13 protein-coding genes are annotated in these 15,369 nt (G+C 60.0%); 4 read left to right on the forward strand and 9 right to left on the reverse strand.

The genetic code is table 11. The features are described 5' to 3' along the window. The first annotated feature begins 347 nt into the window (after window positions 1-347). Entirely contained in the window at window positions 348-536 is a 189-nt protein-coding gene (locus ACKVY0_RS10365; RefSeq protein ID WP_409214774.1) for a hypothetical protein, read from the forward strand. 708 nt (window positions 537-1,244) lie between these two features. Here ACKVY0_RS10365 and ACKVY0_RS10370 read toward each other — a convergent pair. Beyond that, window positions 1,245-2,528: an acetylxylan esterase gene (locus tag ACKVY0_RS10370; protein WP_409214745.1), complete on the reverse strand. Its 1,284-nt coding sequence runs from the start codon at window positions 2,526-2,528 to the stop codon at window positions 1,245-1,247. A 110-nt stretch (window positions 2,529-2,638) separates the two neighbouring features. Between ACKVY0_RS10370 and ACKVY0_RS10375 the strand changes: the two genes are divergently transcribed. Continuing rightward, window positions 2,639-3,646 (forward strand): phosphodiester glycosidase family protein, encoded by a 1,008-nt coding sequence (locus ACKVY0_RS10375; RefSeq protein ID WP_409214746.1) that lies wholly within the window; start codon window positions 2,639-2,641, stop codon window positions 3,644-3,646. A gap of 85 nt (window positions 3,647-3,731) precedes the next feature. Here the strand turns inward: ACKVY0_RS10375 and ACKVY0_RS10380 are convergent, their stop codons facing one another. The 8 genes from ACKVY0_RS10380 to ACKVY0_RS10415 form a co-directional block, all read right to left on the reverse strand. Continuing rightward, the gene (locus ACKVY0_RS10380; RefSeq protein ID WP_409214747.1) at window positions 3,732-6,188 is read right to left on the reverse strand and encodes a PPC domain-containing protein; all 2,457 of its coding nucleotides are present in this window, start codon (window positions 6,186-6,188) and stop codon (window positions 3,732-3,734) included. 181 nt (window positions 6,189-6,369) lie between these two features. After that, complete coding sequence (locus ACKVY0_RS10385; protein ID WP_409214748.1) at window positions 6,370-7,056, reverse strand: DUF4276 family protein; 687 nt, start codon at window positions 7,054-7,056, stop codon at window positions 6,370-6,372. Then, window positions 7,053-8,171 (reverse strand): AAA family ATPase, encoded by a 1,119-nt coding sequence (locus ACKVY0_RS10390; RefSeq protein WP_409214749.1) that lies wholly within the window; start codon window positions 8,169-8,171, stop codon window positions 7,053-7,055. The genes ACKVY0_RS10385 and ACKVY0_RS10390 overlap by 4 nt, the downstream gene beginning before the upstream one ends. Before the next feature lie 143 nt (window positions 8,172-8,314). After that, window positions 8,315-9,181: a peptide chain release factor N(5)-glutamine methyltransferase gene (gene prmC, locus ACKVY0_RS10395; RefSeq protein WP_409214750.1), complete on the reverse strand. Its 867-nt coding sequence runs from the start codon at window positions 9,179-9,181 to the stop codon at window positions 8,315-8,317. Window positions 9,182-9,331: 150 nt separating this feature from the next. Then, complete coding sequence (locus tag ACKVY0_RS10400; RefSeq protein ID WP_409214751.1) at window positions 9,332-9,928, reverse strand: 5-formyltetrahydrofolate cyclo-ligase; 597 nt, start codon at window positions 9,926-9,928, stop codon at window positions 9,332-9,334. 24 nt (window positions 9,929-9,952) lie between these two features. Continuing rightward, window positions 9,953-11,188 (reverse strand): dihydrolipoamide acetyltransferase family protein, encoded by a 1,236-nt coding sequence (locus ACKVY0_RS10405; protein ID WP_409214752.1) that lies wholly within the window; start codon window positions 11,186-11,188, stop codon window positions 9,953-9,955. A gap of 209 nt (window positions 11,189-11,397) precedes the next feature. Next, complete coding sequence (locus ACKVY0_RS10410; protein ID WP_409214753.1) at window positions 11,398-12,363, reverse strand: alpha-ketoacid dehydrogenase subunit beta; 966 nt, start codon at window positions 12,361-12,363, stop codon at window positions 11,398-11,400. Next, the gene (locus tag ACKVY0_RS10415; RefSeq protein ID WP_409214754.1) at window positions 12,360-13,406 is read right to left on the reverse strand and encodes a thiamine pyrophosphate-dependent dehydrogenase E1 component subunit alpha; all 1,047 of its coding nucleotides are present in this window, start codon (window positions 13,404-13,406) and stop codon (window positions 12,360-12,362) included. Before ACKVY0_RS10415 ends, ACKVY0_RS10410 begins: the two co-directional genes overlap by 4 nt. A gap of 227 nt (window positions 13,407-13,633) precedes the next feature. Here ACKVY0_RS10415 and ACKVY0_RS10420 point away from each other — a divergent pair, with 227 nt between their 5' ends. Together ACKVY0_RS10420 and rfaD are read left to right on the forward strand one after the other, a co-directional pair. Continuing rightward, window positions 13,634-14,194: a hypothetical protein gene (locus ACKVY0_RS10420; RefSeq protein WP_409214755.1), complete on the forward strand. Its 561-nt coding sequence runs from the start codon at window positions 13,634-13,636 to the stop codon at window positions 14,192-14,194. A 49-nt stretch (window positions 14,195-14,243) separates the two neighbouring features. Then, window positions 14,244-15,254: an ADP-glyceromanno-heptose 6-epimerase gene (rfaD, locus tag ACKVY0_RS10425; protein WP_409214756.1), complete on the forward strand. Its 1,011-nt coding sequence runs from the start codon at window positions 14,244-14,246 to the stop codon at window positions 15,252-15,254. Window positions 15,255-15,369 lie beyond the last annotated feature (115 nt).

The raw sequence follows: 15,369 nt of genomic DNA on the forward strand, positions 1-15,369 counted from the left end.
CAATGGTCGCCGCCCGTGAGGGCGGCGCGGATTGAAACTTTCAGGGTTTGATGATGCTTTCATAGAGGATACGTCGCCGCCCGTGAGGGCGGCGCGGATTGAAACTCAAGCTACTGTCTCCCGAATCCTCGCATCGCCTGGTCGCCGCCCGTGAGGGCGGAGACAGAATGCCTGGCATCTTTTTCGGCGAGGATCGTCGCCGCCCGTGAGGGCGGCGCGGATTGAAACATGCCTTCGCAAAGGGCGTACGCACAGGACTGGTGTCGCCGCCCGTGAGGGCGGCGCGGATTGAAACCGCATGAGCAAGTCCTCCAAACCCACCCCCATCGGTCGCCGCCCGAGACAGAATGCCTGGCATCTTTTTCGCGGCGAGTCCGGGCATGAGCTTTCACAAACTGGACAAGGCGAAGGACAAGAACTTCTGGTCGCTGCGAGTGAGTGCGGACATCCGCATCATCGTTCACAAGACGACAGGCAGCCTGCTGCTGTGCTATGTGAACCACCACGACAAGGAAACGGTGTCAGGCTGCAACTGACTGACAAACGGAATTGCGGAGAACCTAAGCAGCCGGGCTGAGCCTTGAAAGCATGACCGCGTGACCGGAGATCAACCGCAACGGCAGGCGCGCGTGGTGAGGAACGAGGCTGGATGGCGGGAGTCGGGAGTAACCGAACTCCGCTGCGCTAAAGTGTGGAGGCGGGAGTAACTTTCCGTTGGTAAAAGATGGTGGGTAAAAGATCAGAAAACAATGGTTCCCCATCTTTTACCCCGAATCTTTTACCAGCCAAGTTAGTCAGGAGTAACCGAACTCCGCTGCGCTAAAGTATGGAGGCGGGAGTAACTTTCCGTTGGTAAAAGATGGTGGGTAAAAGATCAGAAAACAGTGGTTCCCCATCTTTTACCCCCAATCTTTTACCACCAAGTTAGTCAGGAGGCATCGCAAACGGGCCATGTTTGCCACAGTTGCAGGTGCTTGGGCAGCGCACCAGTGCCCAGGGTGGCGGTTCAGCGCGTGGGATAGCGGTGCGGACCTTGACGGGAAAGTCGAGTTGTTCTCGGAGCGGCCGGGATCACCTGAGCCGTAACCATACAGAAGGTGAACCACCGAGGCACCGGGCACACAGAGGATTTAAGAAACACCTGGAAGTCACCTCATGGTGAAGTCGATCAACAAGACTCTTCCCTCTGTGTCCCCGGTGTCTCTGTGGTTCCATTGCATGGATACGGCTGAGGCGGGGTCGCCTCACTTCATCTCGCGCACATGCTTGAAGGCCGCCTCCTGCATGAACTTGCTCGCCGCTGGTGTGCTGGTGTGACCGGAGAGCACATCGGTATGGATCGTCTTCGGCAGCGTGAGGGCGTTGTAGGCCGCATACACGCTGGTGGGCGGGCAGGTCGTGTCGATGAAGCCGACGGTGACGGCGGCACCCTGGCACTTCGCCCGTGTGGCGAAGTTGACGTTGTCAAAGTAACGGGACGCTTGCAGCGCGGCGGCGTCAGGTTTGCCCTCCGTGTCGTTGGGCACGATTTTCGGCCAGCCACTGATGCGATTGGCCTGGCTGCCGGTGTGATCACAGCCAGCAGGCACGCCTGCGCAGATGAACGACACGCGCGCATCGAGTCCCGCCGCCGCGAAGGCCTGGAAGCCGCCCTGGCTGGCACCATACACGATCAAAGTCTTCCCATCCCACTCTGGCTGTGCAGTGAGGAAGTCGATGGCGCGAATCAGGCGCAGGAACATGCCTTTGAAATAGCACTGCTCACGATCCTTGTTGCCGCTTTGGGGATAACCCTTGAGTTCGCCGTTGGTGAGAGCGTCGTAGAACTCCTTCGGTTTGCCGTTCGGAATGCCGTGGGCGTTGATGTCGAGCGCGAGCATGCCGCCTGCGTTCGCCGCCCAATACGTGTTGCCAAGATTCGCACTGCGCACACCCGCGCCATGCACATGCAGGATTGCTGGCAGTGATTGCGGTTTCACCTTCTGCGGCTTGCCAAAGTAGCCGGAGACCGGCTTGCCGAGACAGTCGATCTGCACATCAAACGCAGCCACGCCCTTGGCAGGCGTGGGCACCGGCGTCAGCGTCGATTTCATCGGCACCTTGGCGAGTTCCGCTTTTTGTGCGGCCCAGAACGCATCAAAATCCTCCGGCACTGGCATGCTGGGCTTAAGCTGGAGCGGATCATAGCCCGCACTTGCCATCGCCACCGCCTTGCCGCTCGTCACACGCAGCAGCAGAAAGCCGGGTTCATCAAGCTTGCCGATGACGGTGGTCTTACCGTCCTTCACATTCAAAGTCTGCGGCGGCTGCGATTGCACGCCGTCTTTGGAAAAGACACAGACAACTTTGCCATCGGCGAGTGGTTTGCCATCCTGCGATGCCTCAATGGTAAAGGTGGCCGTTTCGCCGACCTTGTAGAGCGCATCGACGTGATCGGTGACGGCTTTGAGTGCGATGACCGGCGCCGGAGTCTGCGCGGGCAGGCTCAAGACGGCGGCGAGGAACAGACAGGCGGGGAGCAATTTCATGACGATGCGAACGATGCTGCGGCAAATTTTTCTCTGAATCAATCTTCAAGTCACGCGAATGACATCGCTCTTGATCGTGCGCGACTTGTTCTCCATGCTGGCGCACCCCCATGCCCAGTAAACGCGGCTGCTTCAAAATGCTTCTGCTGCTCGCCCTTGCTGGCGCGCTGCTGGTTTATTTCGTCGGCGAGGTGTTCTTCAATCTGAACAGCAATCTCGTGGCGGTAAGCGTGCTCAATTCCGCGCAGCCGCTGCAAATCCTCTCGAAACGCGGTGCCTGGAAGCCCGCCACCGGCCTTACGCCCGCCGATCTGGCCGCCGCGATGATCGAGCGTCACGCCGAAACCGGCATGCGCTGGACCACGCTGAAGGTGCGGCGTGACAACGGCGTTCTGGCCGCTGCGGCGCAGCGTGTGTTCGGCGCGGAGGTACATGTCATCACGCTGGTGCCGGACCGCTTTGATTTTATGACGACGTTTCAGTCGAAATTCGCTCTCACCACGGCACGCGAGCGTATGGCGGAGCAGAATCTGTGGTTCTCGATCACCGCTAATTTTCGTGATCCGAAAGGCCGCCCGATGGGCTGGGTCTATCACGAGGGCAAGCAGTTCAACCAGAACTTCGGTGAATGGAGCGGCTGCTTCTTTGTCAAAGATGGCCGCCCGTGGTTTGGCCCAAAATCGCTGCTCAATGATGTGCCAGGTCTGATTCAGGAAGGTTCGCAGGTCTATCCTTCGGTGATGAAGAATCACACCATCTTCCCCTATGTGGAACTGCAACCAGATGAATTCTTTGACGGCACCAAGATCAGCTACCGGGCGCTCGGCGGCATGCGCAAGGACGGCACCATCGTCTTCGTGCTCTCCGGCGATGGGGGCGTGATGAATGTGGGCGAAGTGACCGAAATCGCCCGCAAGCTCGATGTACAGCACGCGACACTGCTCGATGGCGGCCGTGCGCTGCAATACTCCATCCGCACCGACGACGGCCCCTGGCACTTCCAGGCCTTCAACACCACCCTGCCCTTCACCCACAAGCTGCTCGAACGCCAGCGCTCGCCGGTTTACATCGGTGTCAGGCGCAAGGCACCGGTGATCGTGGGCGGGACGATTGAGTGATGCGTTAATTGTTATGAGTTAGGCGACACGAGTCACTATCAGTTCTAACTCATAACTCTTAACTCATAACTGATAACCTCCGAACTTACTTCTTCCCGCCTGCGGCTTCCTGGCGGAGCTGTTCGAGACGGGAGAGCACTTTCGGTGCCGCAGGGGCGGCGGGTTTCGGCGCTTCTACGGGCTTGTTCGCGGCGACGACTGGTGCGGCAGGCGGCGGGGCGACGACTTTACGCGGTGCGTCGATGCGCAGGATAGAACCGAGCGCGATGCGGTGAATCGTGGTGGCATTGGTACCTTTGACCGGCACATCCACACGCACAAACAGATTGGCCTGCTTGCCGATGGGCGATTTGGCATCGGTCTTCACCTTGAAGGAGACTTCCTTGGTGTCTTTGTTGATCTTGGCCGGCTCGATGGGGATGGTGTCCGGCACGCCGAGCACCTGGGCATTGGCTTCGCCTTCAAACGGTAGCAGTTGCTCCAGTTTGGCGACCATGAAGGTTTCCTTGCCCTGCTCAACCGCGACGAGCGGAATGGCGGGGGCGTTGATGTAGGCAGGCGCGGTCACCACCGCCGTGAACGGCGAGGCATTGTAGGTGCGGCCGTTGCCGGCATCGGCTTCACCCATCACGGTGAAGTTCCAAGTGCCGGCCGGGGTGCCGGCGTTGGCATCGAGCTGGAAGATGCACTCGTTCTGACCTTCGGCGATGCTCTGCTCACCGAGGGAGCTGACACCGTTCGGCTTCCAGATCATGAACACGCGAATGGCCGCCTTAAAGCCCTCCTTGCGCTTGGCGACGACTTTCAATTCGAGGATGCCGTTGTTCACCAGCGGCACGGCAGGCTTCACGATTTCCAGCGAGTAGGGTGCTTCTTCGACGACGGCCACCGGCAGGCGGTCTTCGATCTCGGTGTAATAGACGACGTTGCCATTGCGCACGATGTCGAACTCCTGGCGCAGCTTGCCGCGCGTCTTGGTGGCGGGATCGGTGGGATTGAGATACATCGGCACCACCTGATGACCGAGCGGCGCATCGCCGGTGGCTTCAAACAGCAGCGGCACGCTGCCGAGGTCCTTCGGTGCCAGCTCGGTGAGCAGTTTCACCCCCTTGGGCAGGTTCTGCGCCTCAAACTTGAAGTCACCGCCGACGTTGTTGCGGCTGATGTTGACCAGCGTGGCATAGCGCCCGCCCTTCGGCACCGGAATGAACTGGCGGTAGGCGTTGTCATTGACGGTGTACTGCGGCGAGGCAAAGAACACCTCCGGTTCGGCGGCGATGAGTTCGAGACGATAGACAAAGTTCGGACCGCCGCGCTCCAGATGGTCGGTGACGCGGACGAAGTAATCACCATCCGCCGGGATGCCGATCTTGAACTTGCTGTCGAGCCGGCGACGGCCACCACCGTCGTCATTGCCACTGAGACTGCCGCCTTTGTCGTTGTAGATGTTCACCACGCTGTCGAGCGGTGAGCCGATGCTCTGCGCATAGCCCTGCACTTCCAGCGTCATGCCCTTTTTGAGCGGCACCTTGAAGAAATCCACGTCGCCCGGCTTCTCGATGATGCCATTGAGCGCAATCGGCTCGCCTGCGGTGGCGACGGTGGCCTTGGCCTGCTCCTCATTCGGCTCGGCTTCGAGCACGTTGTCATAATTCACCAGACGGAACGGATTGCCGGAAGGCGCTGGCTCCTGGGTCTTCGAGTACAGCATGTAGTTGGGATCGACTTCAGCAGGCAATTGCACCTCCTCCTCGAACGCGCTGTCGCGCTCGATGAAGCGCACCTTGGTCTTCGTGCCGATCTTGCCGCCCGCCGGATACACCACGTCAGGACGGCGGTAGCTGCCCAAATGCAGGCGATAATACGAATTGCCGCCGCCACGGTAGGACGACTCACGGATCATCACCGTGTAATCACCGTCTTCCTCGGCCACGTAGGAGCAGTAGCCGTCCTGGCGGTGCAGGATGGTGTCGTCCGAGATCACCTTCTCGAAGCGGTCCTTGTCGATGATCGCCAGGAACGGATCAAACACCGTGTACCCGAGGCGCAGGCCGTCCACTTCCACCGAGATGCGCTGGCCCTTCTTCGCCGTGACCTTGTAGTAGTCCACGTCTTCGTTCTGCACCACGCCTTCGACGGTCTGGTTGAAATTGATCACCTGCGGCGCGTCGAAGTCGCTGTTCGGCTCCTTCTCTTCCACGTTCGGGAAGATGCCGACGAAGAACTGCCGCGCGTGCGAAATGCCGGTCTTCGTGCGGATGCGCATCAGGTGATTTCCCGGTGGCACATCGGCAGCGATGTTGATGGTGAGATCGACCTTGCCGTTCTCCGCCTTCTCCACGCTCTTCTGCGTGAAACCGGGTGAGAAGAAGATCAGGCTCTCGAAATCAGCCAGGCGGCTGCCGGTGACGGTGAGCTTCACATCCGTGCCACGCTGGCCGCCATTCGGCTTGGTGGAACTGAATTCAGGATAGGCGGCAAACGCGGACGTGGTAAACACGAATGCGGCGGCGGTGAGGAGTAAATGACGAATGGAGGACATGACGGTGTGAAGGGGGTTGGCTAGCATACGCCTCAGGCCGGGGGGAAATTACGCCCCGCCGCAAATCTCTGAGAGGGAATTCATATCACCTGATTTGCTCAAAAATAGAGAACGTTTGCGACGCCTTGTTCAACTATCGCCCCGTCCCTTCGGAAATTGTTTTTCAAGACGCATCAAGCGTTCAAGACGGCATACCCCATTGCTCCCAATGGGTAAGCCAGGCGTCAAAGCGCGGGCATTTGGAACGCATCACTTCCAAGCCGATGATTGATGCCACCCAGAAGGCATTTGAAGCCTTCAATTCGTAGTAGTTGGGGATCGCACTCATGATGCGAGCCACCGGATGTGTGGTTCGACCGTGATTAATGTCTTCGGGTTGCATGCCTGCAATGGATGCTTCCAAAACACTGACTTCAGCCGCTGAGTTTGGGAAAACCTCCGACAGAGCTGGGGGATGGGAAAGAAGCAGCGCCTCGAACTCATGCCGCTGGAGGTAGGGTAAGAAACGAGGCTCGTTCAAACGCCCTGCAATAGCGGTCTCAATGGCCGTAACATCGACTTCCGTCGTCGCCGCCCCTCGTCCCTGGTAGCCTGGAACTTCAGCGGGCATCGCGTAAAGATCGAGAAGGGTGCTGAATCGAGCCGGCGAACCTGGGCGGTCTGGATGTGCGGCAAACCAATCACGCATGTCCGCCTCCATGGCAGGCCAGTTGGTGAATCCGCCACGCGGCCCCTCGGGATCAGAATCCTTTTTCGCAGGTAGAGGCCGTTCCACCTTCACACCATAGAGCCAGAGATGGCCGCGCAAAATGCGCTCCACGAAGATCTCCTCCGTCAGACCCTCGACATAAATGAAGAGTCTCTTCATGGACGACCTCCAATCAGATTCTTGTTCCAGACATCACCCAGACTGTAGCGCTTCAGCCAGGAGGCCAGCTCATCTGGATTTTGACGGATGAAGTTACTTTCTGCATTTTCGTGCTCCACTACCATGACATCTTGAGGCTCAAAATAGTTGAGAAATGTTGCCGACTGGGTGGCGACAATCACCTGCGTCTCTCTTGCCACACTTTTGAGCAACCCAGCCAGCACCTGTTCCGCCACCGGGTGAAGGCCAAGCTCGGGTTCGTCAACCAACAGTAGGCTCGGCAGCTTATCCACAGGCTGAAGCAGCAATGTTACCAAGGCCATCAGGCGCAGTGAGCCATCGGAGATTTGGCCGGGATCAAATTCATACTCCGTCCTTCCAGCCATTCGCCAGCGGAGCAGCACACGCTGCTTTTGCGCTGGTCCTTGCGGCTCAAGGATAAACTCATCGAACCATGGCAGAACGAGACGGAGCGTGCGCACGATGGAAGCGTAATTCTCAGGATTGTCTTTCCGCATCGCCAGCAGGACGGCCGGCAGATTTCCGCCATCCGACGTCAGGTTGCGATTCCGATCCACCGGACAGGCGTCACGCATATGTGAGGTAAGGCTGGTGTCATGGAACTGATACACTCGGCAGCGTGATACCATTTTCTTGATGAAGAGCACGGTGGGATCATTCTCCGACCAGAGTTCTGACAACCCGCTCTCATCGCTGGGTCTCGGGATAACGGGGATCGGAGGAGTTGGCAGAGGTTCTCCCTCCCGATGAAACTGCACCTCCTCACGTGTGAAGGTCAGTCGGTCCCCTGTGCTATCCGCCAGTGAAAAGCGGTAGGTATTCGTTCCATCGGGCGTATTGAAACTCAGTTCAGCACGAACGAGCGGCGTCACTTTCGCACCGAAGTGGAGAATCGCTGACGCAGGGCCGCGCTCGACAAGATAGGGAGCTTGAAACCCACGTGTCAGGGCGTAGCTCAGCATGCGGAAGAAGTCGATCAGGTTGGACTTCCCGGCGCCGTTGGCACCGATCAGCACGTTCAGGGCACGCAGCGGGATGTCCGCGTTCTTGATGGAGCGGAAGCCTTCGATATGAAGCTTGGAGAGCTGGTTCATACGGCAGAATACACGGGCTTGGCATCATGCCAAGACACCGCGTTGAGCAAGGTGAGCGTAGATTTGGACGATCTAGAAGCGGCCAGGAAAGTCTCGAGAACGAGAGGGAAGTGCTGAGCATGTGGGTGCATCCGCATAACGGGTCAAGCGTCGGCAACAGGAGGCATTGGCTCCTTGATGGGAGCATTCGCAAAGACGAAGCGGTGGATGCCAGTGAGGTCGGCGGCGGTGGTGGCGTTGAGATAACCGAGTTCGGTGCTGCGCGTGGCGACCGGTGCGCCTTGATCGTGGCCGACTTCGAGAGCGATGAGGGCGTTGGAGTTGAGGTGCGGCAACGCGTCGGTGAGGAAGCGTTCGATGATGCGGAGGCCGTCGGGGCCGCCGTCAAGGGCGAGGACGGGGTCGCGTTTGACTTCGGGGCTGAGGGTGGCGATCTCGGCGGTGGGGATGTAGGGGAGGTTGGCGACGATGAGATCGAAGGTGCCGGTGATTTTTTCGAAGAGGTCGCTGCGCAGGAGCTTGATGTTGGCGCTGAGGCGCGAGGCGTTGAGGCGGGCGAGGTCGAGGGCGTCTTCGCTGATGTCGGCGAGGATGATTTCACTCAAGGGCCAGGCTTTGGCGAGGCTGAGGCCGATGCAGCCGGAGCCGGTGGCCATGTCGAGCACTCGCGCCGGCGGTGTGGCGAATTTTTTGAGGATGAGTTCGACGAGGGTTTCGGTTTCGGGACGCGGGATAAGGGCGCGATGATCGCTGATGAATTCGTGGCCGCAGAATTCGACGGTGCCGAGGAGATGCTGGAGTGGCTCCCCTTCCCCACGGCGGCGGAGAAGTTCGCGCAGCGTGACGAGATCGGTCTCGGGAACGGTTTCGTTGAAGCGGAGGTAGAGATCGAGCCGACGGCAGCCGAGGACGTGGGCGAGGAGGTGCTCCATGTTGAGCCGGGCTTCCTCGATCTTGCGTTTCTCCAGGTAGGCGGTGCCGGACTGGATGATTTCGAGGAGCTGTTTCATGCGGAGCGAAGGGCGGAGGGCAAAGAGCGAAGGGTCAGAGCGCCGAGTGAGTGATTCGTCCTCGTTCTCGTGCTCCTACTCGTCCTCGATCAAGACGTGTGGAGGGCGGAACTGCAAACTGAAAGTTTTTAACCACTGACTGGCACTGACTTAACACTGATGGACGGAGGATTCAGTGATGATTTGATGGACGAATTGATCGTGGGGCTCGACGGGGATGTGGTCGATGATCTGGAGATCGAAGGCAATGGCGATGCGTTGGGCGCGGCAGGCGGGATTCGCAAGAAGGCGGTCGTAGTAGCCGCCGCCGCGGCCGAGGCGGGCACCGTCGCGGGTGAAGGCGAGGCCGGGGACGAGGATGAGGTCGAGAGCGGCGATGTCGAGGCGCGGACAGTGGGGTTTGGGCTCCCAGACGTGCATGGGGCCGCGTTGGAGGTCGTCGAGGCTTTCGATTCGGCGGGGATGGAGTTCAGCGGAGTCGATTTGAAACAATGCCAGGCAGGCTCCTTGCGACTTGAGTGCGGGGAGGAGATGCGGCAGGAGATCGGGTTCGTTTCTGAGGCCACCGAAGAGGGCGATGACCCGATCCACGTTCTGGCGAACGTGGCTACAGATGTGTGCGGCGATTTGCTGGCTGGCGGCGGCGATGAAGGCGGGATCGAGGGTGCGCAGGCGTTCGCGCAGGTGCTGGCGAAGGGCGTGCTTCGTGGGCGTGAGGATGGGAGGAATGGGACGGATGGGAAGCATGGGACTGATCCGTCGGGCGGTGAATCAGAGCAGCTCAGGCTTTTGCAGGAGATCGGCGACGCGTTTGAGGAGGCGGCCGGCACCGCCGCCGTCGAGGACGCGGTGGTCGAAGCTGAGGGTGAGTTCGGCTTCGGTGACGGGGATGAACTGCTGCACTTCGTCGCTCCAATGCGGAACTTTGCTGCCAGCACCGAGGCCGAGGACGAGATTTTGCTCGGGCAGCGGAATGGGCGTGGCCCAGACGATGCCGAAGGTGCCGAAGTTGGTGACGGTGGCGATGCCGGGGCGGTTGACGTCGTTGGGAAGACGGCGGGCACGGGCCTGCTCGACGAGCTTGTTGTAGGTGGGCACCAGTTTGACGAGCGGGGTCTTTTCGACTTCGCGCAGCGTGGGGACCATGACGCCGTCATCGACTTCGACAGCGAAGCCGATGTCGATGGCGAGAGGATGAACGATGCGATTGCCAACAAGGCGGCCGGCGAAGGCGGTGTTTTCGGCGAGAGCGAGAGCAAGGGCGCGAATGACGTAGAGCGCGGGGCCGGGTTTGGGATCGGCTTTTTTGCGATGCGCGAGCAATGCATCAAGCATGACAGGACTGCCGACGGTGGCAAGCGGCCGAGCCCAACTGCGACGCATGCTATCGGCAACGGCGATGCGCATAGGCGATGCGGGCGTCATGCGATGCTGTTCAAGGGCACGGAGGAAGGCTTCGAAGTCTTCGACGGTAACGCGGCCACCAGCGCCGGTGCCGGGAACGCCGGCGAGGTCGGAGGCGTTCAAGCCGAGTTCGAGCATGCGGGCGCGCATGCGTGGGGAGATGTAGCTGGCACCGGTGGCACCGGCGGGAACGGGCAGGCCGCCGACGACGGGTTCGACGGTGGGCTGGCGCGTGGAGATGACGTCGTTGTCGCTGATCTTGAAGTGGAGATTTTCGACGACATCGGCGCTGCTGCTGGTGCGCGGGGCTTTGGCAACGGGCTTGGGTTCTTCGCTGATGCCGAGGGACTGGGCGTCTGCGTCGGTGATCTCAAAGGCCGCAAGCGTGGAGCCGACGGCGTAGCTGGTCTGCGTAGTAGCGACGATCTGACCAATCTTGCCTGCGCAGGGCGCGGTGACGGCCATGGTGGCCTTGTTGGTTTCCACCTCAAAAAGATCGCTGCCGGCTTCGACGGTGCGTCCCGGCTCGACGAGGATGCGAATGATGGTGGCTTCGGCGATGGATTCGCCAAGCTGGGGCATCAGGATGGGGATGGTGGGCATCTGGGGTGGTGGCTGGAATCGTCCTCGTTCTCCTACTCGAACTCGTCCTCGATCAAAGTGCGCACGCTAGGTGATTGAGGATGGAGGAACTGAAAATGGAAAACTGAAAATGGAAAATGCGCGGAGATGCTGTGGGGGTGATTTTGGAGTTTGGTCATCGGAGATGTGAGCGGAGCGGCAGGATCGAGAACGAATGACGAATGCCAAATTTAATAGCGCAGCAAACGGCGAAGAGCGGCGGCGATGGTGGCGGTGGTGGGGCGGTGCGACTTCCAGAGGTTCGGATGATACGGAATCGGGGTGTCTTTGGAGTTCAGGCGCATGGGCGGGGCATCGAGCAGATGGAAGCCTTCGCTGCTGACGCGGGCGATGATTTCAGCAGTGACGCCCCCCCAAGGGAAGGCTTCACCGAGAGCCAGCAGACGACCGGTGCGGGCGACGGAGGCGAGGATGGTGTCGGTATCCATCGGCTTCACGGAACGGAGATCGACGACTTCGATTTGATAGCCGTCGAGCTGCAACTCCTCAGCGGCACGCAGCGCCTCGTGAACCATGGCGCTGTAGGTGACGATGGTGGCATGGCGGCCAGGACGCGCGATGCGCGCCTTGCCGATGGGCAGGCTGCGTTCGCCGATTTGATCGGCCTTGAGATGGTAATAGAGGAACTTGTGCTCGCAGTAGATGACGGGGTCGTTGAGCGTGACGCTGTCGAGCAGCATCCAGTAGGCGTCTTCGACGGTGGCGGGCGTGACGATGACGAGGCCGGGATAATGCGCGTAGATGGCCTCCATCGACTGGCTGTGAAACGGACCGCTGCCCGCCGTGCCGCCCGAGGGCATGCGGATGGTGATGGGGCACGGCACATTCGTGCGCCAGTAGAGCGTGGCGGCCTGATTGATGATCTGATTGAAGCCGACGGAGGAAAAGTCGGCGAACTGCATTTCGATGATGGGCCGTGCGCCTTCCACGGCGGCACCGACGGCCATGCCGATCATGGCGTCCTCGCTGATGGGAGAATCGAAGACGCGGCCGGGAAATTCTTTGCTGAGATTCTTGGTGGCTTTGAAGGCACCGCCAAAGGCGGAGATGTCCTGGCCGTAGAGAAACACGGTGGGATCGTGGCGCAGCGCTTCGTATTGCGCCTCACGAATGGCTTCAAGGTAGGTGATGCTCATGCCTCGTGCTGCCCCTCCACAAGATCAGCGCTGGAAAGGGCCTGCCAGTTTTCTTTGAAGGGATCGGGGGCGGGCTCTTTGGACACTTTGGAAAAAGTTTGATCGACGTTGCGGCGGACTTCCTCGTGCAGTTCGCGGATTTCCGCCTCATTCATCCAGCCGTGGTCGAGTGTGAACTGTTCTGCGACAGCGAGGCAATCGCGTGCGGCTGGGCCTTTGCGGGCTTTGTCAGGAACGTAGGAAGCGTCGTCATGCTCACCGTGGCCGGCGAGGCGGAGCAGCGATCCCACGATCATCTGCGGACCGCGGCCGGAACGCGCACGAGCGGCGGCGGCACGGAATACTTTGAGGCAGGCGGCAAGATCCGTGGCGTCCACGGCCACGCCTTCGACGCCATAACCTGCCGCACGATCCACGAGATTCGCGCAGGCATACTGGCGCGTGTTCGGCGTGGAGTAGGCGTATTGATTGTTCGCGACGCTGACGATGATGGGCAGCCGCTCCACTGCCGCCATGTTCAAACCTTCATGGAAAGCACCCGTGGAAGTGCCGCCATCGCCAATGCTGGTGGCACCGATGCTGTCCTTCAATGTCCCCGCCAGACGACGGGCGAACAAACCACCAGCCACGACCGCCAGCATGCTGCCGAGATGGCTGATCATCGCCATGTGGCCTTCCTTGGGACGACCACGATGGATGTTGCCGTCGCGGCCACGCATCGGACCGGTGACAGTGCCGAGGTAGGTGCGCACGGTGTCGATGATCGGTTCGCCGAAGGCGATACGCCCGGCCTGATCACGAATCAGCGGCCCGTAGATGTCCCTGCCCTTGCGCAATTGCACGCCAAGCGCCGCACTGAACGCCTCCTGGCCTTTGCCGAGGTAAACGCCGCCAACGATGCGCCCACCGGCCCGGTAGAGCGATCCGAGCTTGTCCTCCAGCACGCGTGACAGCAACATGTGCTGGTAGGTGAGGAGGAATTGATCGCGAAAATCGGCCGTCAGGTCGGTTTCGCAGCATGTGGTCGTTTCGGCGAGAGACACGGAGGGTATCTGGTACCAAGCGCAGCAGACTCGTCAACTTTGGCACCACAAGGAATCCGGCCTAGAGCCAAAATTCTTGACGCCGACGGCATCCAATCCGCATACTCAGGAGATTGAGGTCTTTTTTGATGATTTGGCAGCCGAGACAAAGAGTTTATAACAATTTGTTTGTAATTTTAATAACAAAAGGCAAATTTTGTAAACCCACCTGAAATTTTTAGAAAACTATGGAGTCTCTCATTGCCACCGCCGCTGCCGATCCCGCATTCGCAGGCTTCAAACTTCAAAGCTACGGCAGCTTGCTGCTACCTGATCATCCCATCCGTTTTGGGTTTCAGGTGGACATCGTACCGAGCAACTGCCCTTCCAGCATCCTCTTTGGCCTCGTTAGCCGCGATCCTGTGAACGGCGAGTCTGCCAAAACCAGCGGCTTTGCCGTGCGGGTGGACTTGGAAATGCGTGAAGTCTGGGATGTGCTCAATGGCAGCGGACTCGTCGGCTGGGTGGAGCATCCGCTCGGTCTTGCCGGTTTCACCGATGAAGAACCTCTGCTGCTCGGCTGGGAAATCGAATATCACGGGCATGCCTTGATTCCAAAGCTCATCGTCGCCGACCAGCAGTGGCTCTACCCCGCCATTCAATGCCCGCATCCCATCGTCATCGAAACCATCGTCGGCTGGGCCGGTGAGTGTGAGCAGGATCCACGTGGCATTTTCCTGCATCCGGCGCTTTGGCGTGAGCAACTGCCTGTCTTCAACGAGCAGGAACCCGAGGCGATGGCCGCGTAACCAAGCTCCAGCTTGAATCCTGCGGCTTTTCCCGCTACCGGCTGGGAACATGATCAACACCGACAGTCGCATTCTCGTCACCGGCGGAGCCGGATTCATCGGCAGCGCTCTCGTTTGGGAGCTGAATCGCCGTGGCTGCGAAAACATCGTCGTCTGTGACCGCCTCAGCACCGACGAGAAGTGGAAAAACCTCGTCCCGCTCAAATTCGCCGACTACATCGACGGCAACGACCTCCTCCAGGCCGTGCAGAATGCGCCCGCAAAGCTTGGCCGCTTTGACCACGTCCTCCACCTCGGTGCCTGCTCCGCCACCACCGAGCGCGATGCCGATTACCTCATGCGGAACAACTACGAGTTCACCAAGCAGCTCTGCCAGTGGTCGCTCGCCCATCAAACCCGCTTCGTCTATGCCTCCTCCGCCGCCACCTACGGCGACGGTGCCCACGGCATGGACGATCAAATGCCCGACCTCCATGCGCTGCGCCCGCTGAACATGTACGGCTACTCGAAGCACCTCTTCGACCTCCACGCCAAGCGCGAAGGCTGGCTGCCCAAGATCGTCGGCCTCAAGTACTTCAACGTCTATGGCCCCAACGAAGACCACAAGGCCGACATGCGCAGCCTCGTCCACAAAGCCTGCGGCCAGATCCTCGCCACCGGCAAAGTCCAGCTCTTCAAATCCCACCGCCCCGACTTCAAGGACGGCGAGCAGATGCGCGACTTCCTCTATGTAAAGGACGCCATCCGCATGACCCTCCACCTCGCCGAAACCCCCAGCGCAGGCGGACTCTTCAATCTCGGCTCCGGCAAAGCCCACACCTGGGTCGAACTCACCACCGCCATCTTCACCGCCCTCGGCAAGCAGCCAAACATCGAGTTCATCGACATGCCCGAGCACCTCCAGTCAAAGTACCAATACTACACCTGCGCCGACATCGCCAAACTCCGCGCCTCCGGCTTCCAGACCGAAATCACCGCCCTCGCCGAAGCCGTGCGCGACTACGTCCAGGGCTACCTAGTGCCGGACAAGCGGCTCGGCGATGAGGCGACAGGCACCTGACCGGCCTCAACCCTTCGGATCAGGCGACGGCGGGCAGGCCCGCCCGCAACGCTATGCGCAGCATTGCGCGCAGGTAGCGCTGCGGGCGGGAGGCACCGATGACACGGCAGATGCC

It is taken from the genome of Prosthecobacter sp. (assembly GCF_046154365.1).
GTDB lineage: Bacteria > Verrucomicrobiota > Verrucomicrobiia > Verrucomicrobiales > Verrucomicrobiaceae > Prosthecobacter.

Excerpts from the sequence above, each read along its gene's own strand:
- ACKVY0_RS10365 (WP_409214774.1), top strand. The coding sequence starts at position 348 with ATGCCTGGCATCTTTTTCGCGGCGAGTCCGGGCATGAGCTTTCACAAA.
- ACKVY0_RS10385 (WP_409214748.1), bottom strand. The coding sequence starts at position 7,056 with ATGAAGAGACTCTTCATTTATGTCGAGGGTCTGACGGAGGAGATCTTC.
- ACKVY0_RS10390 (WP_409214749.1), bottom strand. The coding sequence starts at position 8,171 with ATGAACCAGCTCTCCAAGCTTCATATCGAAGGCTTCCGCTCCATCAAG.
- rfaD (WP_409214756.1), top strand. The coding sequence starts at position 14,244 with ATGATCAACACCGACAGTCGCATTCTCGTCACCGGCGGAGCCGGATTC.
- ACKVY0_RS10410 (WP_409214753.1), bottom strand. The coding sequence starts at position 12,363 with ATGAGCATCACCTACCTTGAAGCCATTCGTGAGGCGCAATACGAAGCG.
- ACKVY0_RS10420 (WP_409214755.1), top strand. The coding sequence starts at position 13,634 with ATGGAGTCTCTCATTGCCACCGCCGCTGCCGATCCCGCATTCGCAGGC.
- prmC (WP_409214750.1), bottom strand. The coding sequence starts at position 9,181 with ATGAAACAGCTCCTCGAAATCATCCAGTCCGGCACCGCCTACCTGGAG.
- ACKVY0_RS10380 (WP_409214747.1), bottom strand. The coding sequence starts at position 6,188 with ATGTCCTCCATTCGTCATTTACTCCTCACCGCCGCCGCATTCGTGTTT.
- ACKVY0_RS10370 (WP_409214745.1), bottom strand. The coding sequence starts at position 2,528 with ATGAAATTGCTCCCCGCCTGTCTGTTCCTCGCCGCCGTCTTGAGCCTG.
- ACKVY0_RS10400 (WP_409214751.1), bottom strand. The coding sequence starts at position 9,928 with ATGCTTCCCATCCGTCCCATTCCTCCCATCCTCACGCCCACGAAGCAC.
- ACKVY0_RS10405 (WP_409214752.1), bottom strand. The coding sequence starts at position 11,188 with ATGCCCACCATCCCCATCCTGATGCCCCAGCTTGGCGAATCCATCGCC.
- ACKVY0_RS10375 (WP_409214746.1), top strand. The coding sequence starts at position 2,639 with ATGCCCAGTAAACGCGGCTGCTTCAAAATGCTTCTGCTGCTCGCCCTT.